Raw genomic sequence first — 21,175 nt, 5'->3', positions numbered from 1 at the left:
ACAGAGGACCGAACATGATCGACCGCCGCACCTTCACCAAGGCCACCGCCGCCGTCTCACTCGGCACCACCTTCAACGCCCCTTCGGCCAAGGCCACTTCGGACCCCCACGCCAGCTTCGGCGAGCTCAAGCAGGTCCGGGCCGGGCTGCTCGACGTGGGCTACGCCGAGGCGGGGCCCGCGCACGGGCCGGTGGTGATCTGCCTGCACGGCTGGCCCTACGACATCCACAGCTTCGTCGAGGTGGCGCCGCTGCTCGCGGCGGCGGGCTACCGGGTGATCGTGCCGTACCTGCGCGGCCACGGCAGCACCACCTTCCGCGCCAGGAGCACCGTTCGCAACGCCCAGCAGTCCGCGATCGCCCTCGACATCCTCGCCCTGATGGACGCGCTGCGGATCCCCCGCGCCGTGCTGGCCGGCTTCGACTGGGGCTCACGGACGGCCGACATCCTCGCGGCGCTCTGGCCCGAGCGGGTCAAGGCGCTGGTCTCGGTGAGCGGGTACCTGGTCACCAACCTGCCCGCCCAGCAGCACCCGCTGCCGCCGAAGGCCGAGCACACCTGGTGGTACCAGTACTACTTCGCCACCGACCGGGGCCGCGCCGCACTGCAGGACCCGCAGTACCGGCGCGACCTGGCCCGGCTGGTCTGGGACGAGGTCTCGCCCGGCTGGCGGTACGACGAAGCCACCTTCGCCCGTACCGCCGCCGCCTTCGACAACCCGGACTACGCCGCGATCGTGGTGCACAACTACCGTTGGCGCCTCGGCCTGGCCGACAGCGAGCGCCGCTACGACCGCTACGAGCAACTCCTCGCCGACCGCCCGCCGATCACCGTCCCGACCATCACCCTGGACCCGGAGCTCGACCCCTTCCTCGCCTCCACCGACGGCACGGCCTACCGCAAGCTCTTCACCGGCCCGTACGAGCACCGCGTCCTCGCCGGCACCGGCCACAACGCCCCGCAGGAGGCCCCGACCGCCTTCGCCAGGGCCGTCCTCGACGCAGACCGACTGCACTGACCGCTATCGATCAACTTCCCCGCACGCAGCGGAAGTTGCTCACGTCAGACGGATCACCGTGACCGGTGTAGCGGGAGACCATCGGGTAGCGGCACAGCTCGCGGGCGGCCGGGCCGGTCGCGGTGGGCAGGGTGGCGTGCAGTACGGCCGGTGCCTTGCCCTGCTCCACCCAGGCGGTCAGCGCCGCCAAGTCGTCCACCTGGCCGCCGAGCAGGCCGCAGTGCGAGACCCCGGGCGCCAGGAAGACCCGGTAGAACTCGTCCACCCGCCGCGTCCCGCCGAGCTTCGCCTCCACCCGCCTGCGGTAGTCCACCGTTCCGGCGGTGGGGATCAACTGGTCGGCCGAGCCGTGCCAGGTGAGCAGCTTGCCACCCGCGTCGCGGAAGGCGCCGAGGTCGGCGTCCCGGGTGCCGATCACCGCGTCGTACTCGGCGCGGGCCGTGCGGAAGATCCGCTCGAACTGCGCATAGCTCAAGTGCGCGGTGTCGAACCCGGGTTGCCGCTCCACGAAGGTGGCCACCCACTGGGCCGGGACAGAGAACGGCGCGCCCGTGGTGCTGCCGTCCGGGCCGGTGGTGGTACCCGCCAGCGCGCCGAAGTCGGCGCCGACCGGCAGGCCGTACCAGAGCCGCCTGCCGTCCGCGCCGCGCGGCCCGTCCCAGATCCGGCGCACCACCTCGGCGTCGGCCGCCGTGACGGTCACCTCCTTGCCCGCACAGAGCAGCTTGGTGCCGATCAACCGGCTCGGGTCGAACTCGCACCGGCCCGGGTCGTTGATCACCCCGTCCGCCAGGCCGTCCAGCTTGTCGCAGGCCTGCACGGCGGCTCGGTCGAAGGCCTCGAACTCGCACCCGGTCGGGTAGGTGTGCGTCTCGTTCATCACCACCTGCGGCCAGAGCGTGGCGACCTCGAACTGGTTCCAATTGATCGCCGGTGCAGCGGCGTTGATGCCGTTGAAGTCGGTCGGGTACCGCTGCGCCTCCAGGTAGCCCTGCCGCCCACCGGTGGAGCAGCCGTTCCAGTACGAGTAGCTCGCGGCTCGCCCGTAGACCGCAGCCACCACCTCCTTGCCCACCAGCGCCATCTCGTGCGCCGAGCGGGCGGCGAAGTTGTCCAGCAGCGCCGTGTTCACCTGCCCGGCGGCGTCGAGCCCCCACCCGGTCTCCAGCGCGCCGCCGACCCCGGCATCGGTGGTCGCGGCGGCGTAGCCCTGCTTGACGGCACCGGCGAGCCCGGCACCGTTGTCCCCGGCGGCGTACGCGACGCCGCCGACGGCCTGGAACCGTCCGTTCCAACCACCCTGCGGCAGCCAGACATTGACCTTGGCATGGTCGGCCGCTCCGGGGTGGGTCAGGATGACCGTCACCTCGCAGTGCGCCGGCACCTCCGGCACGGGGTAGCCGCCGAGCGGCGGGACACCGGGCACCTGGAAGGTCCCGGCCGGCACGGCAGCGGCCGTGGCCGACTCCACCACCGTGCCGACCGGGGCCGTCAGTTGGGGCGCCGCACAGCCGAAGGCCGCCGGGCCGGCCGCCACCGCAGCGGCCTGAGCCGTCGCAGCCGAAGCGCTCACCGGCGCGAAGCCGACGGCGGCCAGCGGCAGGCAGGCGGCGGCAACGGTCAGGAACCGTCGTTTCATGGTCTCCACTCCTCGGGTTCGATGGCTGACCCACCCACCCTGACCGCCGCACCCCAACCACCACATCAGTCATCTGACGCACAGTCACTCGGCCGTCATCTGACCGATGCACCGGCTGCGCCGGCACGGGAAAGTGAAGCCCGTCGGTACCACCTTCCCCTACCCCACCTTCTCCCGCTCGGAGCGTGATCCCCTTGTCCAGCACCAAGCGCCCGCCCGCCACCAAGCGCGGTCACCGCCTCTTCGCCGGCGCCGCCGCCCTGGCGCTCGGCGCCCTGGCCGTCACCGGCAGCGCGAACGCCACCACCCCGGCCGCGGACCGGGAGCCCAAGCCCACCATCGTGCTGGAGCACGGCGCCTTCGCCGACGCCTCCAGCTGGGACGGCGTCAGCGCCCGCCTGCGCCGGGCCGGCTACCCGGTGGTGGCGGCGGCCAACCCGCTGCGCGGCCCGGCCTCGGACGCCGCCGCACTCCGCAGCCTGCTCGACCACCTCAAGGGCCCGCTCGTCCTGGTCGGCCACTCCTACGGCGGTTCGGTGATCAGCGAGGCCGCCGTCGGCGAGCCCCGGGTCAAGGCCCTGGTCTACGTCGCCGCCTTCCTCCCCGCCCCGGGCGAGACCGCGCTCCAACTCACCAACCGCTACCCGGGATCCACCCTGCCCGCCGCCCTCGACCCGGTGCCCTTCACCAACCCCGACGGCAGCACCGGCACCGACCTGTACATCCGACAGGACAAGTTCCGGGCCCAGTTCGCCGCCGACGTCCCCTCCGGCCGAGCCGCCCTCGCAGCCGCCGCCCAACGCCCCATCGCCCAGTCCGCCCTGACCGAACCGGCCACCACCGCCGCCTGGCAGTCGATCCCCAGCTGGGACGTGATCACCACCGAAGACCGCAACATCCCGCCCGCCGCCCAACGCTTCATGGCCACCCGAGCCCACGCCCACCCCACCGAGGTCGCCGCCTCCCACTCCGTCGCCCTCTCCCACCCCGCCCTGGTCACCGAGATCATCGAACAGGCCGCCCACGCCACCCGCTGACGCCATATCCACTGGGCCGGGCGAGGGCGCTCGGCGACGACCTCCGCCCCGGGAGTGCCCGCGACGGCCGGGGCCCGGAGGTCTCCGACGGCGTGGAGCGGGCCCTGGACCGGCCTGTCCGGCTGGCCGGTCGCTGAAGCTGAACCGGCCGGCCGCCGGTCAGCCGGACAGGTCGGTCCAGGTCATCTCGAAGTGGCTGACCTGTTCGTCCTGGTGGGTCAGCCGCATGCCGGCTGCCGTCATGACCCGCTGACCCGCGGTGTCCTCCCGGCTGGTGCCGCCCCGCACGGACGTGACACCGCACTCCCGCGCGAACAGCAGCAGGTGGCGCAGGGCCTCGGCAGCGTAACCCTGGCCCTGCGCCGCCGGGCTGAGGCCGAAGCCGACCGAGACGCTGCCCTGCTCGTCCGGCAGCCCGTGGAATCCGATGCCGCCGATCGCCTGACCGTCCGCGCGGCGACGGATCTCGAAGTTGCCGAACGGCAGGCCCTGCGGGGCGCTGGTCTTCGTACAGGTGCCCAGGAATCGCGTGGCGGCCATGACGTCCCCGACGGTGGGGTATCCGGGCGCCCACCGGGCTCCGGCCTCGGGCTCGCCCGCCACCAGCCGCTCCGATTCGCCGGCGGTCAGCGGGTGGAGCACGAGCCGCTCCGTCACCAGGTCGCTCATCTCAAGGTCGTTCATGGCAAGGAGGGGTATCACGCGGCACGGTCGGACCGCGCCTGATTTATCCCGCTGGGCGGCTACGCCCCCGCCAGCGCGCCCTCGATCTCGCGGCGGGAGGTGATCCCGAGCTTGGTGAAGACCTTCCGCAGGTGCCACTCCACCGTGCGGGGGCTGAGGAAGAGCTGGGCGCCGATCTCGGCGTTGGGGTGGCCGCCGGCCGCGAGTCGGGCGATCTGGGCCTCCTGCGGGGTGAGCACCGGAGCACCCACCACCCGCTTGCGGACGGTCTCGCCGGTCGCCAGCAGCTCCCGGCGGGCCCGTTCGGCGAAGGCCTCCAGCCCCATCACCGTCACCGCCTCGTGCGCCGCCCGCAGCTCCTCCCGGGCCTGCCCCCGCCGGTTCTGCCGGCGCAGCCACTCGCCGTACAGCAGCCGGGCCCGGGCCTCGGCCGGGGCCAGCCCACCCTCGGCGAACCGTGCCACGGCCTCCCGGTACTGCTCCTCGACCCCGCCGGACTCACCGGTCAGGGCGCGGGCCAGCGCATACGAGCCGAGTGCCCAGGGCGTACCCGCCCCGGCCCGGTCGGCCAGCAGCCCGCGTGCCTGGGCCGCCGCCTCCGGCTCCCCGGCCCGCACGGCGGCCTCGACCAACTCGCCCAGCAGCCAAGGTTGGAGACCGAAATCCCGGTACTCGACCCCACGGCGGGCCGCCGCCAGCGCGGCCGGGTAGTTGCCCAGGCCGTTGTGCAGCAGCGCCCGCGCCCCGGCGGCCAGCCCGGTGAGCCGGCCGAGGCCGCGCCGCGCGCCCTCCCGCTCCGCCGCCTCGATCAGCTCGAGGGCGGCGCGCTCCTGTCCCCGGTACGCCCCGAGCAGCGCGGCCACCCCACTCCGGGCCGCCGCCCCGGCCACCTCCTCGACCGGTGCGGCCCGCGCCAACAGCTCCCCGGCCTCGACGAACCGCCCCGCGAACAGCAGCGCCGCCGCCCACTCGGGCGCGGCCGTCGACAGCACCGAGAACGCCCCACTCTCCCGGGCCACCCGCACGGCCCGCTCGGTGACCGCCAACCACCCTCGCAGGTCACCGAGTTCGGCCGCCCCCTGCGCAACCAGCCACCGCAGCAGGGGATCCGCCTCAACGGCCGTCAACCGACCAGCGAGACCGGCTCCTTCGGAAGTCTCCACCGCCCGCCCGACCTCCGCGAACCCGCTCCACGCCTCCCGGCGCTCCGCCTCCCCGGCCCGGGCCCAGCCTTCGAGAGCCCGGAGCAGCACCCCCACCGGCTCCTCCCCCACCGGCTCCTCCCTCGCCGACTCCTCCCCCGCCGGTCCCTCCCCCGTCGGCAACGCAGCGGCGGCCACCGCCACCCGCCGCACGGCCCCCGGCTCCGCCCGCCCCGCCCACAGCGCGGCGGCGAAGGCCGCCAGACAGGTCCCGCGGGCCGCCACCGGGTCGAGGTCGGCAAAACGGGCCGCCGCTTCGAGCAGCGGGCCGACCGCGGCGGCCCCGGGATCGGCCGAGGCCAGAGCGCGGGCCCGCAGGCGAGCGGCGTCGGCCTGCTGCCAGGGGTCGAGCGAGCCGAGTTCGGCGGCGGCGAGCAGGTCGGGGACTCGGGCGGGGAGGCCGGCGGCCAGTTGGGCCGTGGCGGCTGCCAGGGCGCGGCGGGCCAGTGCCTTCGGGTCCGGGCTGAGAGCAGCCGCCCGCTCCAGGAAGGCGGCGGCGGCTGCCCGGCCGCCCCGGGCGAGCGCCCGGTCAGCGGAGCGTTCCAGTGCGGCGGCGGCCTCCTCCTCCGGTCCGGCGGCGGCATGGGCCCGGTGCCAGGCGTGCCGGTCGGGGTCGCGTCCGGCATCGGTGGCCTCGGCCAAGGCCCGGTGCGCCGACCGCAGTTCGGCAGCCGCCGCGCCACGCCAGGCGGCGGACCGCACCAACGGGTGCCGGAAGCGGACCGAGGCGCCGAGCGTGATCAGACCGGCCGCCTCGGCGGGGGCCGCCGCCTCCGGGCCGATGCCGAGCAGGCGCAGCGCCTGCCAGAGCAGCGGGCCGTCGCCGACCGGTTCGAGCGCGGCGAGCAGCAGGAGGGCGCGGGTGTCGGCCGGCAGCGCCTCGACGCGGCGGCGGAAGCCGTCCTCGACCCGGGTGGCCAGCGGGCCGGCGCCGGGGCCGCCGAAGCCGAAGGCCAGCTCGGCGGGGGCCAGACCGCGCGGCAGTTCGAGCAGCGCGAGCGGGTTGCCGCCGGTCTCGGCGACGATCCGGTCCCGCACCCGGTCGTCCACCGGGCCGGGCAACACCCGGTCGAGCAACGCCCGGGCCTCGGCATCGGGCAGCCCGCGCAGGACCAGCTCCGGCAACCCGCCGAAGCTCCCTTCCACCCCCGTGGTCCGCTCGGCGAACACCAGACCGACCGCCTCGGCGTCCAGCCGACGACCGACGAAGGCCAGGATCCGCTCCGACATCAGGTCCAGCCACTGCGCGTCGTCCACCAGGCAGAGCAGCGGGGCCTCGGCGGCGGCCTCCGCGAACAGCCCGAGCACCGCCAGCCCGACCAGCAGCATCTCCGGTGGCGGCCCGGCGCTCAGCCCGAACGCGACCCGCAGCGCCTCCTGCTGCACCGGCGGCAGCCGGTCCAGGCCTGGCAGCAGCGGTGCGCAGAGCCGTTGCAGGGCGGCGTAGGCGAACTCGGCCTCGTCCTCCACCCCGGCGGCTCGGACGGTCTGCCAGGGCGCGGCCCGCTCGGCCAGCAGGTCGAGCAGCACGGACTTGCCGACCCCGGCCTCACCGCGCAGCACCAGCACCCGGCTGCGCCCCTCCCGCAGCTCGCGCAACAGCCCGTCCAGCTCCGCCAACTCAGCTGCCCGACCGAGCAGTTGCGGCCTCTCCTGGTGCATCCTGTCCCCTCCCGGCGCCGTTCCCCTCCCGGAGGAGCTCCACTCATCCTACGAAGACCACCACCGGGAGGCCGCCAGGCCCAGCGCCGTCAGATCCCGCATCGCCGGGATGAGGACCATCAGAGCCAGCCCCGCTTGGCGGCCTTGAGCCCGGCCTCGAACCGGCTGGTGGCCTCCAACCGGTTCATCAGCTCCTCCATCCGGCGCCGGACGGTCCGCAGCGAGATGCCGAGGCGGTTGGCGGCGGCCTGATCGGTGCTGCCGGCGGCGATCATCTTGAGGAGTTCGAGCTCGGCGGGGCTGATCCCGCCCCCGTCCGGGGTGCCGGCGGCCGGGGCGTCGAGCTCGGTGGCGTCCTGCCAGGTCTGCTCGAAGAGGGCGAGCAGGCTGGCCACCACACAGGGTTCGCGGAGCAGCGCGGCGCCCGGCTAGGCTCCGGCAGGGGCGAGCGGCACCATCGCGGTGGTGCGGTCGATCAGCGTCAGCCGGGGCGGCAGCAGCGGGGCGGTACGGACCCGCGTGCCCGAATCCCGTTGCCAGCGAGCATAGTTGATGGTGAGCCGGTCAGCGCGCAGACTGTCCTGGTAGATGCAGCGCAGGGCCAGGCCCCGGGCGGCGAGGTCGCGGTCCAGCGGGCGGGCGGCAGCCAGCGCCTCGGCGGGCTGCGGGCCGCCGGGCCGGATGGTCAGCACCTCGGTGACGGCGGCGGTCAGCAGGTCTTCGAGCCGCCCCTGCACGGCGTCCAGGCCCTGTAGCCGTTCGACGCCCGCCACACCCACGTCCTGTGCCAGCTGGTCGCTCAGGACGCGCCGCCCGGCTTCCAACTGCGCCTGGCGAGCGGCAAGTTCGGCGGCTTGGCGTTCGATCAGGATCGCCATCGCCCGCTGCTCGCTGACCGGGCGCAGCGCACCCCGCTCCTCCCGCGAGGCGCGCAGCAGGGCGTGGTCGCCGAGTACGTCCAGACCGTCCCTGACCTGCTGCTCGGTCAGCAGCGTGTATTCCGCCAACTCCCGTACGCCGACGCCGGGGAAGGCCAGCATCCCCCGGTAGACCTGTTCCGCCACCGGGTCCAACCCGAACGCGGTGAGCACCATCGCGACCCCCGTCACCGTGTGCCTCTCCTGTCACAGCACCGTGGCGGCGATGGTGCCACCCCCCTCACCTCGGTGACCAGCAGTTCTCCCGGGATCCGTCGGGTCCGCCGGCGTGGCCGGCGGGCTGGACAGATGGTGCCAGGCCACCCGGTGCCACCGCGAATGGCTTCCGGGGCACCCCGGCAGCCGGTCAGACTCTTGCTCAGCAGCCAGGAGGCCCACCCGGACACCGAAAACCGGGCACCGAGGCCCGGACGACGAGAACCGGACCCCAATACCCCGACACCCGGACACCGATACCCGGATTCCGACCCCCGGGACCACGCAAGCCGCACCCACCACCACGACGAACGGGGACCCCGCCATGCCCGCCCGCAGCCGCACCGCCCGCGCCGCCCGTCCCCCCGGCTGACCGCCGTGGAGCTCGTCCTCCTCCGCCTACGGCCGGGGCCGGACCGACCACCCGACGGCCTCCCGCCCTCCGTGCTGGTGAGCCTCCTGCGGGCCGCCGCCCTCCCCTCCGACCAGCTCGAACACGTCCGGGCCCGGCCCGGCCCCCACCCCGGCTCCCTCGACCTGGCCCTCTTCCACCGCCACGCCGGCCCCCGCCCGCCCGAGGCCTCGCTCCGGCTGGCCGAACGGGCCCTCGCCGCCTCGCCCCGCCTGACCGGCTGGACCGCCGAGCCCGCCTCGCCGCAGTCGCCGGTCGACCTCGACACCCTCCACGAGCGCTGAGCGTTCCCGCCACCCCCACCGGGAGACCCCCATGTCCGCCAGCCGTACCCGCCGCCTCGCCACCGCCCTGGCTACTGCGGTGACCAACTGGAACAACGTGGGCGGCTTCCAGTCCTACACCACCGTGGACACCAACGCGGTCGGCCTCGCGGGCAGCACCACCTTCTACAGCCACCTGCGCCAGACCCCGGCCGACGGCACGGTCCTGCGCGGCTACACCACCGGCAACCTCTACACCGTCCAGGCCGGCCACCCGACCCTGACCACAACCGGCACCCCGGTCACCAGCATCGACCAGGTCGCCGTCGACAAGGCCGGCCAGAGCGGGGTGTTCAGCCACCTCTCCTGACCCCGCCACCCTCCCGGCCCCACCACCCTCCCGGCCCGGCGCTCCGGGGACCACGGCCCGTGGTCCCCGGAGCGCCGCCGCGTACTCCCGCCCGCCGCAACGCCACCACCGGGGCTGGCCGTCCGCGCCCTCGGGCACCGTCGCCGCCACCGGATCGCTCACCACCACGCGCGGGCCGGGAGTTCACCACCCCCGAATACCCGTGTGCAACCGAACGCCCCCACGCCCTACCCTGGCACCTCACCCGTCCCACCCTCACCCCCACCGCACCGATCCCAGGAGAGCGCAGTGCTGGTCATGCCCGGCCGCCGCACGTCCACGATGGAGCTGCTCGCCGAGGCGGCGGCCGATCGGGGCCTGCCCGTCCGCGCCGCCGAAGACCTCGCCACGGCTTCCGGCCCCGAGGCCCACCCGGCCCACCCGGCCCGCCCGGCCCACTGGTACGGCGGTCCGATCGCCGGCGCCCGACTGGCCGACCGGCTCGGCTTCGCGCTGCTCGAACCGACCGACGACTGGCTCGCCGAGCTGCCCTCCGAGTTCACCGGCCGCGAGATCCGCTCCGCCACCGTGGCCGACGCCCGGGCGATCGACCGCCCCACCTTCGTCAAGCCGCCCCGGGAGAAGTCCTTCCCGGCCGCCGTCTACTCCCACGGCTCCCAGCTGCCCGCCGACCTCGATCCGGCCACTCCGGTGCTGCTCTCCGAGGTGGTCACCTTCGCGGCGGAGTACCGCCTCTTCCTGCTCGACGGCGAGATCGCCACCGCCGGCCGCTACGCCGCCCACGGCCGGCTCGACCCCCGCCCCCTCACCACCGAGGGGCCGGAGCTCCAGGAGTTCGTCACCCACCTGCTCGCCACCACCGGCCCCACCCTCCCGAGCGCCGTCGTCCTCGACCTCGGCCAACTCCTCCACCCCTACCGCCCGGGCCACCGCTGGTCCGTGGTCGAGGCCAACATGGCCTGGTTCTCCCACGCCTACACCGCCGACCCCGCCCGTGTCCTCGACGTGGTCCTCCGCGCCGCCGGCCCCCGCGACCGGGTCAGCCCGGCCGACCTCCCCTTCATCCGCCACTGACCCCGACCACCGGGCAGCATCACCCGATCCACCAGGCCACCTGCCCTCAGGCCACGGCCCGGCGGACGCGGTACTCCCAGCGCAGCAGCGAACGGACCACGGTCTCGGCACCGATCGGGTTGGCGCTGTGCACGAAGACCGTGCCGATCCGGTACGGCTCGCCGTGGAAGGCGGCCTCCTCCAGGAGGGTCACCACGGGCAGGATGCTGTCCTCGCCGCCGAGGTCGTGGTCGAGCCAGAGCTCGTCGATGAAGGTGTCGCGGTGCTCGCGCAGCAGCTCGATGCCGGCCCGGCTGGTCCGGGCGATCCGGGTGGCCTGCGGCAGGGGCCGCAGGTCGTCGATGCCAAGCACGACGGGCCGGGGCAGTGCGGATCGGGTCTCGTTCACCCGCCCATTCTCGCCGTGCCCACCCCCTACCCCCACCGAATATCAGCCCCCCTCCCGCCACTCCGATCCCACGAGGGTCCCACGACGATCACGCCGACGCTCTCCGACTACCTGGCCACCCTCGACCAGGACAGCAGCCTCAAGCCCACCCCCGGCTACGACGACGTGACCGGCCGCGGCTCGGCCACCCCGGGGCACACCCTCCGGCGCGCTCCTGAACAGGCCTCCGCCGCCCGGCACTTGGCCGGGCGGCGGAAGGCGGTGCCACCGGCTCGCCGTCAGCCGAGGCCGAGGGTGTCGGCGGCCTGCGCGGCCATCGCCGCCTCACCGGTCGAATTCGGGTGCACCGGTACGTAGTTGGTACCGAACAGCACCGGCTCGACCCACCGGGTGCCGATCGGCTGGCAGGCGTCGTGGCCGTCCGAGGCGGCGGACATGTCCACGTACGTGGACCCGGTGTCGGCGGCGGCCTGCCGGACGGCCGCGTTGAGGTGGGTCTGCAGGTCCCGCAGGTACGGGATGTCGCCGGCGGCGATCGGCATCTTGGCGAAGCACCCGGGCACGGCCTGACTGGGCACGATCCACGGGTAACCCAGGATCGCCACCCGCGCGTTGGGCGCCTTCGCGTGCACGGCGGCCAGCGCCGCCCGGACGGCCGGGTAGGTGGTGTTGTCGATGGTGTCGTCGAAGCCGGAGCCGTAGATCGACTGGCACGGGTGCCCGAACCCGAGCGTGACCACCCCGGCCGAGCCGCAGGCCAGGATGGCGTCGATGAAGGTGTTGCTGTCGTTGCCGCCGATGGTCATGGTGACCAGGTCGGTGTCCACCCCGAGCGCGGCCAACTGCGGCGCCACTCCCGGGTACTGGGCGCCCGCGAAGTCCTTGGTCTGCGCCCCGCCGCAGGTCACGTCGGTGAGGTCGAGCCCGGCTGCGGCGGCCAGGTCGTGCGGGTAGTTGGCGGTCGATCGCGCGCAGAGCAGCGGAGCGCTCGGATCGAGCGGCAGCACGCCCGACCCGGCACTGTAACTGTCGCCGATGGCAACGTAGTTGAGCGGCTGATCGGCCTGAGCCTGGGCCGGCAGGGTGAGGCCGAGACCGACCAGGGTGGCGGCAGCGGCGAGGGCCGCCGCAAAGCGGCGGGGGCGCAGGGGCATGGGGGTCTCCTTGCAACCGTGGGTGGGGGCGTGCCGGAGTGGGCCACCGGCCGTGGGGGCGGCCGGGCCAGGGGAATGAACGAAGTTACTCGCCGGGAAGTTACCCACTGGTCAGAGCGCGGTCAACGGCTCCGGCACGATCTGTCACACAGCCCCGCGCCCCCTGGCCACGGGCCCGGGCACCGCTCACCCCAGGGCGGCGGCCAGGTGCGGCTCGACGAGGTCCAGGGCCCGACGGACCACCCCGACCGCCACGGCCCGCTCGCCCAGGGCCGAGGCCGTGATCCGGGTGTCCGTCAACGTGTGCCGCCGGATGTGCTCGGTCCGGACCGGACCGGACCGGACCGAGCACCGGCTCCGCCCCGGCCGCGCTGGCGCTCTTCGCCGACCTGGCCTGGTCCGCGGGCACCGTCGACCGCACCGCCTGGTTCCGCTCCTACGCCGACACCCGCTACGGCGGCGCCGACGCCGGCGCCGAGTCCGCCTGGGCCGAGCTCGCCCAGGGCCCCTACGCGATGCCCTCCGGCAGTTGGGCCGAGCCCCAGGACAGCCTGTTCACCGCCCGCCCCTCCCTCACTGCGAGCAGCACCGCCAGCTGGAGCCCGGGCTCCCTGCGCTACGACCCCTCGACCGTGCGGTCCGCGCTGACCAGCCTGCTGAACGCCGTACCGGCCCGGAAGGCCACCGACGCCTACCGCTTCGACGTGGTCAACCTCGCCCGCCAGGCGCTGGCCGACCGCAGCCGCGCCCTGCTACCGCAGATCTCCGCCGCCTACGGCCGGAAGGACCTCACCGCCTTCCGCGCCCTGGTCACCGAGTGGAACGGCGACGAGGCCGCGCTCGACCAGCTGCTCGCCGCCGACCCCCGCTTCCTCACCGGCGGCTGGCTGGCCGGCGTGGACGCCTGGGGCGCCACCGACACCGAGCGCGGGCAGCTCCGGTACGACGCCCGCTCGATCATCACCACCCCGGGCACCGTCGTCCAGCTCTACTCCTGCAACGGCACGCCCGCCCAGTCCTGGACGCCGCGCTCCGACGGCACCCTGCAGAACCTCAAGTCCGGCCTCTGCCTCGACGCCTCCGGCGGCGGTTCGGCCCCCGGCACCGCACTGATCATCTGGACCTGCACCGCTTCGGCGAACCAGCGCTGGACGCTCCCCGGCTGACCCCGCGTCCCCCAGCCCCGGGCCCGGTGCAGCTCCCGGGATAAACGCCGCCTAGGCTTGGGCCGAAGCAAAACGGACCAAACCGGACCCGGCAATGGCCGGCCGGGTCCGGACGGACGAGGGAAAGCGGGGCCGCCCGATGGGCGACGGCATGGCAGGGATGCACCACCACGGGGGGATGGAGCAGCTCCCACCCTTCACCGCCTCCACCGCCCTCACCTGGTCGCCGGACTGGCCGTTCCTGATCGGCTGCCTGCTGGCGCTCGGGCTGTACGCGGCCGGCGTGGTCCGGCTGCACCGCCGCGGCGACCGCTGGGGGACCGGCCGCTCCCTCGCCTGGCTGTCCGGCCTCGGCACCATCGTGGCGGTCACCTGCAGCGGCCTGAACGACTACGGCATGGCCCTGTTCAGCGCGCACATGATGCAGCACATGGTGCTCTCCATGCTCTCGCCGATCCTCCTGCTGCTCGGCGCGCCGATCACCCTCGCCCTCCGCGCCCTGCGCCCGGCCGCCAAGGGCAGCGGCCGCGGCCCGCGCGAGCTGCTGGTGGCGCTGCTGCACAGCCGGTACGTCAAGGTGATCTCGCACGCGGCCTTCACCATCCCGCTCTTCGTGGGCAGCCTGTACGGGCTCTACTTCACCCCGCTGTTCGACTACCTGATGCAGTACCGCGTCGGCCACATCGCGATGATGGTGCACTTCCTGCTCTCCGGCATGCTCTTCTTCTGGCCGATCATGGGCGTCGACCCGGGCCCGAACCGGCCCGGCTTCGTGATGCGGATCATCGAGCTGTTCATGGGCATGCCCTTCCACGCCTTCTTCGGCGTGGCGGTCATGATGGCCACCCACCCGCTGGTGACCACCTTCGACGGCACGATGGCCCCGGCCGGCACCGACCTGATCGCCGACCAGAAGCTGGCCGGCGGCATCACCTGGGCCTTCGGCGAGATCCCCACCGCCGTGGTGCTGATCGCCCTCACCCTCCAGTGGGCCAAGTCCGAGGAACGCCAGGCCCGCCGCAAGGACCGCGCGGCCGACCGCAACGGCGACGCCGAGCTGGAGGCGTACAACGCCTACCTCGCCTCCCTCGAACAGCGCACCCGCCGTGCCACCCCGGGCGTCGCAGACGCCGGCTGAGTCCCCGGCCGATCAGCCGATCCCCTGCCGGTCCGGCGCCAGCGCGAACGCCCGGTTCGCCGGGTCCGGCACCTCCGCGGCCACCGCCCGTCCCAGCAGCTCCCGCTGCACGAGCAGCGCCTCCCGCCGCTCCTCGGGCGCGATCCGCAGCAGGTCGTCCAGCATGGCCGACATCCGCCGGGTCACCTGCGGCTGGCCCGCGCCGCAGATCCGGATCTCGGTGCAGGCCAGGTCGATGGTCGCGGCCCAGCTCGCGACCGGCTGCACCAGCCGCACGACGCCCTGCGCGTCGCGGTACCGCAGTTCACCGATCGGGACGTGCACCAGCAGGCCGAGCAACTGGTGCACCCGGTCGAGCGCCTGCACGGCGGTGGTCGGGTCGTTGACGGCCGGCGAGAGCGCCCGGATCGCGATGTCGACCAGCTGGCGGAAGCCGAAGCTCAGGTCCTGGTGCATCGTCCGGTCCACCCCGACGTTCAGCGCGGAGGCGATCCGCCGGGGCTTCGGCGAGCTGCCGCCGACCACCCGGACGGTCGGCGTGCCGGGGGTGACGAAGTCACCGATCCGCGGCACCAGGTGCAGCTCGGCGCCGTGCCGCCGGGCCAGCCGCACCAGCCGGGCGATGTGCACGTCCCGCAGCACCCCGGACCGGCCCTCGTGCAGCAGCGTCACCCCCTCGCCCGGACCGCCGTCCCGCTCCCCCGACCCACCGATCTCGGGGGCCAGCCACCGGTAGTGCGCGAGCACCGCCACCGACTCGTTGGTCACCCGGTCGATCACGTGCGGCACCCGCAGCAGCCGCAGCGTGGCCTGCACGTACAGCACGAACAGCACCAGGCTGACCATCACCAGCAGCACCGCGACCAGGGTGGAGAACACCGGCACGGTGGTCACCTTGGTCGGGTCGGTGGTGTCCTCGAAGCCCAGCTGCACCAAGAGGGTGAACAGGAAGGTGGCCAGACAGGCCGAGAACGTGGCCTTGGTGAGCCGACTGCGCACGTACAGCCGCAGCACCCGGGGGCTGAACTGGCTGGCCGCCATCTGCAGCGCCACCAGCGAGATCGAGAACACCACACCGATGAAGGTGAGCATCGCCGAGCTGGTGGTGGAGATCACGCTCTTGGCCGCCCCCGAGAACGAGGCGATCTGCGCGGCGTTCCCGGCGGTCGCGATCTCCTCGGAGGTCAGCTCGAGATCCAGCCAGTCGGTCAGCGGCGCCAGCAGCACCGCCCCCAGACAGGCCAGCAGCGGCGCGAACCAGAACGCCTCCCGCAGGTGCTCCCGCAACGGCGAGAGCGGACGCCGGCGCAGCACCCGCCACACCCGGTTCCGACGGACGGTCATCCGTCCACCCTAGGCACGCCCAGGCCGCGAACCGGGCGCGGCACACCGGGTCAGCTGTCCGGCGGCTCGGGGAGGAACTCGAACGGACGGCCGTCCCAGTCGACCACCACCGTGCCGCTGCGGCCCTGGCTCGTCCAGTCGAGCTCGAGGTGCCAGGCCGCCTCGAAGGCGGAGTGGGGCGCGATCGAGAACACGGCGGGGTCGGTGCCGTGCACCGTGAACGGGAGATCCGCGCCCCTCGCCACCAGGACGGGCCGCTCCGCGTCGAGGTCGACCGTGAAGTCGCGCACCGCCATGCTCGACCACCTGGTGCCCGTCTCCCGCGCCGGCCGCGGCACCCGCCGCGAGTCCACCACCACCCGCAGCCCGCGCAGCACCACCATCCGCCCGGCCGTCCCTTCCACCAGTACCCGCACCCCGCCCCCGGCCAGCCACGGCACCGTGTCCGGCTCCCCCTCGATGGCCATCAGGGTCGAACTGGTCGCGAGGTACTCGACCGACACCACCACCGGCACCTCGGACACCGACTCCTCCGCCATCCGCACAGGCACCCCACCGCGGACCACCCCGGCCCGGACCGCCGACACCTCGGGCACCGACTCCCCACCTGGCCGGACGGCCGCTCCACCGCGGACCACCGAGCCCCGCGCCTCCCTGTCCGGCCGGTCCCCCGTCCGCCGTTCCGCTTGCTCGCCCAACCCTCGCTCCTTCCCTGCGACCCCTCATCCTGCCGCAGTCGGAGCCCCACCACGGTGCACGGCCCCCGCACTCAGGCCGACACCACCACCCGCTCCACCTCCTCCTCCGCCGCAGTCCCCGCCGCAGTCCCCGCCGCCTCTCCCGCCGCAGTCCCCGTACTCTCCGCCGCCACCAGCAGCCGCCGCAGGCGCAGCCCGTCGCCCGCCACCGCCGACACCAGCCTCACCCCCTCCCCCGCCGGCTCCATCACCACCGCCTCCCCTTCGGCCGAATCCTCCGGTGCCCGGACCGGCCACCCGACCGCCAGCAGCTGCCCGACGGCCCGGTACGGGCCGAGCTGGGCGGGGCTCGCCAGACCGCCCGGCCCGAGGTCGGTCTCCTGGTCGAGGATCAACCGACCGGCCTGGCGGACCGTCAGCCGCGAGACCAGCCGGCCGGGCGCGGCGCCCCGCACCCAGTCGTGGTGCCGGCCGAACACCTGCTCCTCCCGGAACCGCAGCCGGGCGCCCGCCGCCAACTCGATCCGGGTGGTCAGCCGCAGCGAGCTGCCGGCGGCCGCGATCACCGGCTCGGGGTACCAGTCCAGCGAGGCCCCCGCCGCCACCCGCAGGGTCAGCTCGTACGCGGACTCGGCACCGTCCACCCCCGGCAGACTGACCGTCGCCGCCGCACTGGTCACCACCAGCGAAGCTCCGGGCCCGACCCCCACCTCCAGCCCGTACCGGTCACCGCCCACCGGGGCGGCCATCGCACCGACCACCACCACCCGCGCGGCGGCACCGACCTCCCCACCGTCCGAGCGCCGCAGTGCCAACGGCCCGGCCCTCTCCAGCAGGGCCAGCGCAGTGCCGCCACGTCCGTCCCGCACGGCCTCGACCCGGGCATCCGGCCACCGGCTCACCCCGCCGCCCCCGGCGCCCCGGCGGCGCCGGCTGCCCCCGCCGCCGCCCGCCGCTCGGCCAGCCGGGCCAGCACCCACTCCGCCACCGGCCGCACGCCGTCCGGCGCGGCCAGCGAGGTGAAGACGGTCGGCAGGGCGCCGCGCTGCGCCTTCGCGTCCCGGGCCATCACCCCCAGATCGGCGCCGACCAGCGGGGCGAGATCGGTCTTGTTGATCACCAGCAGATCGGCACCGGAGACGCCGGGGCCGCCCTTGCGCGGGATCTTGTCGCCGCCCGAGACGTCGATCACGAAGATCTGGTGGTCCACCAGACCCCGGCTGAAGGTGGCGGTCAGGTTGTCGCCGCCGGATTCGACCAGCACCAGGTCGAGCGGCGCGAGGCTGCGCTCCAGCTCCTCCACAGCCTCCAGGTTGGCGGAGATGTCGTCCCGGATGGCGGTGTGCGGGCAGCACCCGGTCTCCACGGCGGTGATCCGCTCGGGCGGCAGCACGGCGTGCCGGAGCAGGAACTCGGCGTCCTCGGTGGTGTAGATGTCGTTGGTCACCACCGCGAGCTGGAGCTCCTCCCGCAGCGCCCGGCAGAGCGCGGCGACGGTGGCGGTCTTGCCGGAGCCGACCGGGCCGCCGAGCCCGATCCGCAGCGCGCGGTGCGCCGCCTCTGCGCTGTGCTCCTGCGCGCTGAAGGAGTGCCGGACGGTCAGGGCGTCGAACGGGTCGACGTGGTCACGATGCAAAGAGCCGTACCTTCCAGGAGGAGTGCTGTTCGGCGTAGATGTCCAACAGGGGTGCCGAGGCGGCGGGCAGCAGCTCGGCGCCCTCCCGCAGCGCCGCCCCGGCGGCCTCGGCGGCCCGCCCGGCCACCGCGTCCACCTCGGGCGCGAGCCGGGCCAGCCGGGCCGCCACCTGGTACGGGTCGAGGCCGAGCAGCCGGACGCAGGCGGTGGCCGGGCCGTTGACACTCTCGTACGCGGCCACGCCCGCCACCGCCGCCGGATCGAGCCCGGCCACCGCGCCGACCACCCCGAGCACCACGGCCTGGTGCGCCCCGCCGGGCCACCGCTCGGCCAGTGCGTCCAGCACCGGGCCCGGCCAGGCCGCCCGCCCGGCCCGCAGCAGCTGCCGGCCGAGGCGCCGGCTCACCGCCCGCTGCGCCCCGGAGGGGGTCCGGGCATCGGCCGCCTCGTCCAACTCGGCCAGCCAGTCGACCACTTGGCGACCGGCGGCGGCAGCCGCCAGGGCGGCGCCCACCAGCCCGACGGTCCGCAGCCGGGCGGCCAGGAAGGCCGCCATGGTGTCGGCATCGTGCACCCGCCCGCTCCGGCAGGCGGCCTCGGCCCCGCCCGAGTGGGCGTGCCCACCGGCCGGGAACCGGCCGTCCGCGAGCAGCAGCAGCGCGCCGGGAGCGGCTGCCCCCGGTGCGGGATCAGCCGCCATCAGAAGAGGAAGTACCGCTGGGTGAGCGGCAGTTCGGCGACCGGCTGCGGGGTGACCAGCTCACCGTCGATGGTGACGGCGAAGGTGTCGGCGTCCACCCGGACGTCCGGGCGGGCCGCATTGTTGACCATGTGGTCCTTGGTGACGCCCCGGGTGTCACGGATCCCCACGAAGGGCTTGCCGAGGCCGAGCCGCTCCGGGAGGCCGTCGGCGAGCGCCGCCGCCGAGGTGAAGTTGACCGAATTGCCCGCCGGGGCGCGGCCGGTGGCGCCGAACATCGGGCGCGGGAAGACCGGCTGCGGGGTGGGGATGGAGGCGTTGGCGTCACCCATCTGGGCCCAGGCGATCTGGCCGCCCTTGATCACCAGATCCGGCTTGACCCCGAAGAAGGCGGGCTGCCAGAGCACCAGGTCGGCCAGCTTGCCGGGCTCCACCGAGCCGATCTCGCCGTCCAGGCCCTGGGCCCGGGCCGGGTTGATGGTGTACTTCGCCACGTACCGGCGGGCCCGGTGGTTGTCGGCCGCGCCGTCGCCGGGCAGGGCGCCCCAGCGGGCCTTGCCCACGTGCGCGGTCTGCCAGGTGCGCAGCACCACCTCGCCGATCCGGCCCATCGCCTGGGAGTCGGAGCTGATGATCGAGATCGCGCCGAGGTCGTGCAGGGCGTCCTCGGCGGCGATGGTCGAGGGGCGGATCCGGGATTCGGCGAAGGCCAGGTCCTCGGGCACGTGCGGGCTGAGGTGGTGGCAGACCATCAGCATGTCGAGGTGCTCCTCGATCGTGTTGACGGTGTGCGGCCGGGTCGGATTGGTCGAACTGGGCAGCACGTTGAGCGCGGAGACCACGGTGATGATGTCCGGGGCGTGCCCGCCGCCGGCGCCCTCGGTGTGGTAGGCGTGCACCCCGCGCCCGGCGATCGCCGCAAGCGTGTCACCGACGAACCCGGCCTCGTTCAAGGTGTCGGTGTGGATGGCGAGTTGGACACCGGTCTGCTCGCAGACCCGCAGGCAGGCGTCGATCGCCGCCGGGGTGGCCCCCCAGTCCTCATGGATCTTGAACCCGACCGCCCCGCCCCGGAGTTGGGTGTGCAGCGCGGCCGGGTTGACGGTGTTGCCCTTGGCGGTCAGGCCGATGTTGACCGGCAGGTCGTCCATCGCGGCGAACATCCGGGCCAGGTGCCAGCTGCCCGGGGTGATGGTGGTGGCCTTGCTGCCCTCGGCCGGGCCGGTGCCGCCACCGACCAGGGTGGTGATGCCTGCGGCGAGCGCCTCGTCCGCCAACTGCGGGCAGATGAAGTGCACATGGGCGTCGATCGCCCCGGCGGTGAGCAGCTTGCCCTGGCCGGCGATCACCTCGGTCTCGGGGCCGATCACCAGCTCGGGGTGAACGCCGTCCATGGTGTCCGGGTTGCCGGCCTTGCCGAGGGCGGTGATCCGCCCGTCCCGGATGCCGAGGTCGCCCTTGACGACGCCCCAGTGGTCGAGCACCACCACACCGGTGATCACCGTGTCGGGCGCACCCTCGGCCCGGCTGGTCCGGGCCTGCCCCATCGATTCGCGGATCACCTTGCCGCCGCCGAAGACAGCCTCGTCGCCGCCCGCGCTGCGGTCCTCCTCGATCTCCACCAGCAAGTTGGTGTCCCCGAGCCGGATCCGGTCACCCGCCGTCGGCCCGTACAGCGCGCCGTACCGGCCCCGGCTCAGCCGCAACGCGTAACCGCCCGTGGCCACGTGCCCCTCAGCCATCCAGTGCCCCTCCCGTCTCGCCGCGCAACCCCGCCACCACCCGCAGCCCGCCCAGCGGCACCAGCTCGACCTCCACCGGGATGCCCGGCTCGAACCGCACGGCGGTGCCCGCCGGCACGTTCAACCGCTGCCCGCGCGCCGCCACCCGGTCGAAGTCCAACCCGGGGTTGGCCTCGGCGAAGTGGTAGTGCGAGCCGACCTGCACCGGCCGGTCGGCCGCGTTGACCACCTCCAGGCGGGTCACCGGCAGCCCGGCGTTGAGCCCGATCTCCCCGGCCCCGTACAGGACTTCGCCGGGGACGAACCGGCCGCTCACAGGATCGGCTCGTGCACGGTGACCAGCTTGGTGCCGTCCGGGAAGGTCGCCTCGACCTGCACGTCCGGGATCATCTCGGCCACCCCGTCCATCACGTCCGTACGCGAGAGCACCTTGCGGCCGGAGGTCATCAACTCGGCGACGGTCCGACCGTCGCGTGCCCCCTCCAGTACGTGCGAGGTGATCAGCGCGACGGCCTCGGGGTGGTTGAGCCGCAGGCCCCTGGCCTGTCGGCCACGGGCCACGTCGGCGGCGACGTGGACGAGCAGGCGTTCCTGCTCGTGCGGAGTGAGCCTCATCTGCGTACCTCTGGGGGTAGGTCACGGATTTCGGCACACCGTAGCGGACCGACGGAATCCCTCGGCAGTGGCGTCCGCCAGGCGTGTCGGCAGGCATTT

At 74.3% G+C, this 21,175-nt stretch carries 22 protein-coding genes; 7 read left to right on the top strand and 15 right to left on the bottom strand.

Translation table 11 applies throughout. The features are described 5' to 3' along the window. Window positions 1–14 precede the first annotated feature (14 nt). The gene (locus CFP65_RS34600) at window positions 15–1,019 is read left to right on the top strand and encodes an alpha/beta fold hydrolase (protein ID WP_104819877.1); all 1,005 of its coding nucleotides are present in this window, start codon (window positions 15–17) and stop codon (window positions 1,017–1,019) included. Between the two features lie 10 nt (window positions 1,020–1,029). Here CFP65_RS34600 and CFP65_RS34595 read toward each other — a convergent pair whose 3' ends face one another. Continuing rightward, on the bottom strand, window positions 1,030–2,658 hold the full coding sequence (locus CFP65_RS34595; RefSeq protein ID WP_104819876.1) for a tannase/feruloyl esterase family alpha/beta hydrolase: 1,629 nt from the start codon (window positions 2,656–2,658) through the stop codon (window positions 1,030–1,032). A 194-nt stretch (window positions 2,659–2,852) separates the two neighbouring features. Here CFP65_RS34595 and CFP65_RS34590 point away from each other — a divergent pair, with 194 nt between their 5' ends. Continuing rightward, window positions 2,853–3,695, top strand: a complete 843-nt coding sequence (locus tag CFP65_RS34590) for an alpha/beta fold hydrolase (RefSeq protein ID WP_104819875.1) — start codon at window positions 2,853–2,855, stop codon at window positions 3,693–3,695. 159 nt (window positions 3,696–3,854) lie between these two features. On the opposite strand, the gene CFP65_RS34585 is transcribed toward CFP65_RS34590, so the two are convergent. From CFP65_RS34585 to CFP65_RS34575, 4 genes are all read right to left on the bottom strand, one after another. Further along, a complete protein-coding gene (locus CFP65_RS34585; RefSeq protein ID WP_104819874.1) occupies window positions 3,855–4,364 on the bottom strand; it encodes a GNAT family N-acetyltransferase in 510 nt (169 codons plus the stop codon). Between the two features lie 74 nt (window positions 4,365–4,438). Continuing rightward, entirely contained in the window at window positions 4,439–7,243 is a 2,805-nt protein-coding gene (locus CFP65_RS42265; RefSeq protein ID WP_104819873.1) for a LuxR family transcriptional regulator, read from the bottom strand. A gap of 119 nt (window positions 7,244–7,362) precedes the next feature. Further along, complete coding sequence (locus CFP65_RS41545; protein ID WP_254552721.1) at window positions 7,363–7,638, bottom strand: response regulator transcription factor; 276 nt, start codon at window positions 7,636–7,638, stop codon at window positions 7,363–7,365. Between the two features lie 33 nt (window positions 7,639–7,671). Further along, entirely contained in the window at window positions 7,672–8,352 is a 681-nt protein-coding gene (locus tag CFP65_RS34575; RefSeq protein WP_254552720.1) for a TrmB family transcriptional regulator, read from the bottom strand. 402 nt (window positions 8,353–8,754) lie between these two features. On the opposite strand from CFP65_RS34575, the gene CFP65_RS34570 reads away from it, so the two are divergent. From CFP65_RS34570 to CFP65_RS34560, 3 genes are all read left to right on the top strand, one after another. Further along, the gene (locus tag CFP65_RS34570) at window positions 8,755–9,072 is read left to right on the top strand and encodes a hypothetical protein (protein ID WP_158702502.1); all 318 of its coding nucleotides are present in this window, start codon (window positions 8,755–8,757) and stop codon (window positions 9,070–9,072) included. Window positions 9,073–9,103: 31 nt separating this feature from the next. Then, on the top strand, window positions 9,104–9,421 hold the full coding sequence (locus CFP65_RS34565; RefSeq protein WP_104819871.1) for a hypothetical protein: 318 nt from the start codon (window positions 9,104–9,106) through the stop codon (window positions 9,419–9,421). 321 nt (window positions 9,422–9,742) lie between these two features. After that, on the top strand, window positions 9,743–10,495 hold the full coding sequence (locus tag CFP65_RS34560) for an ATP-grasp domain-containing protein (protein ID WP_104821340.1): 753 nt from the start codon (window positions 9,743–9,745) through the stop codon (window positions 10,493–10,495). Window positions 10,496–10,541: 46 nt separating this feature from the next. Here CFP65_RS34560 and CFP65_RS34555 read toward each other — a convergent pair whose 3' ends face one another. Both CFP65_RS34555 and CFP65_RS34550 read right to left on the bottom strand, forming a co-directional pair. Next, window positions 10,542–10,883, bottom strand: coding sequence for a cyclic-phosphate processing receiver domain-containing protein (locus CFP65_RS34555; RefSeq protein ID WP_254552719.1), 342 nt, complete (start codon window positions 10,881–10,883; stop codon window positions 10,542–10,544). A gap of 278 nt (window positions 10,884–11,161) precedes the next feature. Beyond that, a complete protein-coding gene (locus CFP65_RS34550) occupies window positions 11,162–12,037 on the bottom strand; it encodes an SGNH/GDSL hydrolase family protein (RefSeq protein ID WP_104819870.1) in 876 nt (291 codons plus the stop codon). 371 nt (window positions 12,038–12,408) lie between these two features. Here CFP65_RS34550 and CFP65_RS34545 point away from each other — a divergent pair, with 371 nt between their 5' ends. Beyond that, window positions 12,409–13,203, top strand: a complete 795-nt coding sequence (locus tag CFP65_RS34545) for an alpha-N-acetylglucosaminidase C-terminal domain-containing protein (protein ID WP_104819869.1) — start codon at window positions 12,409–12,411, stop codon at window positions 13,201–13,203. Between the two features lie 160 nt (window positions 13,204–13,363). Continuing rightward, window positions 13,364–14,341 carry a cytochrome c oxidase assembly protein gene (locus CFP65_RS34540; protein WP_104821338.1) on the top strand — a complete coding sequence of 326 codons (978 nt, stop codon included), beginning with the start codon at window positions 13,364–13,366 and terminating at the stop codon, window positions 14,339–14,341. 12 nt (window positions 14,342–14,353) lie between these two features. On the opposite strand, the gene CFP65_RS34535 is transcribed toward CFP65_RS34540, so the two are convergent. The 8 genes from CFP65_RS34535 to CFP65_RS34500 form a co-directional block, all read right to left on the bottom strand. Further along, window positions 14,354–15,685 carry a DUF2254 domain-containing protein gene (locus tag CFP65_RS34535; protein WP_104819868.1) on the bottom strand — a complete coding sequence of 444 codons (1,332 nt, stop codon included), beginning with the start codon at window positions 15,683–15,685 and terminating at the stop codon, window positions 14,354–14,356. A 50-nt stretch (window positions 15,686–15,735) separates the two neighbouring features. Then, a complete protein-coding gene (locus CFP65_RS34530) occupies window positions 15,736–16,281 on the bottom strand; it encodes a hypothetical protein (RefSeq protein WP_104819867.1) in 546 nt (181 codons plus the stop codon). A 173-nt stretch (window positions 16,282–16,454) separates the two neighbouring features. Continuing rightward, a complete protein-coding gene (locus CFP65_RS34525) occupies window positions 16,455–17,285 on the bottom strand; it encodes an urease accessory protein UreD (protein WP_104821337.1) in 831 nt (276 codons plus the stop codon). Next, complete coding sequence (ureG, locus tag CFP65_RS34520; protein WP_371682495.1) at window positions 17,282–18,019, bottom strand: urease accessory protein UreG; 738 nt, start codon at window positions 18,017–18,019, stop codon at window positions 17,282–17,284. Before ureG ends, CFP65_RS34525 begins: the two co-directional genes overlap by 4 nt. Then, window positions 18,009–18,719, bottom strand: a complete 711-nt coding sequence (locus CFP65_RS34515) for an urease accessory protein UreF (protein ID WP_104819866.1) — start codon at window positions 18,717–18,719, stop codon at window positions 18,009–18,011. The genes ureG and CFP65_RS34515 overlap by 11 nt, the downstream gene beginning before the upstream one ends. After that, window positions 18,719–20,461 carry an urease subunit alpha gene (locus CFP65_RS34510; RefSeq protein ID WP_104819865.1) on the bottom strand — a complete coding sequence of 581 codons (1,743 nt, stop codon included), beginning with the start codon at window positions 20,459–20,461 and terminating at the stop codon, window positions 18,719–18,721. Before CFP65_RS34510 ends, CFP65_RS34515 begins: the two co-directional genes overlap by 1 nt. After that, window positions 20,454–20,777 (bottom strand): urease subunit beta, encoded by a 324-nt coding sequence (locus CFP65_RS34505; protein WP_104819864.1) that lies wholly within the window; start codon window positions 20,775–20,777, stop codon window positions 20,454–20,456. Before CFP65_RS34505 ends, CFP65_RS34510 begins: the two co-directional genes overlap by 8 nt. Beyond that, on the bottom strand, window positions 20,774–21,076 hold the full coding sequence (locus tag CFP65_RS34500; protein WP_104819863.1) for an urease subunit gamma: 303 nt from the start codon (window positions 21,074–21,076) through the stop codon (window positions 20,774–20,776). The genes CFP65_RS34505 and CFP65_RS34500 overlap by 4 nt, the downstream gene beginning before the upstream one ends. Window positions 21,077–21,175 lie beyond the last annotated feature (99 nt).

The organism is Kitasatospora sp. MMS16-BH015, assembly GCF_002943525.1.
GTDB lineage: Bacteria > Actinomycetota > Actinomycetes > Streptomycetales > Streptomycetaceae > Kitasatospora.
Note: the sequence above shows the minus strand (reverse complement) of the source record. Positions and strands in the feature narration are given on the sequence as shown.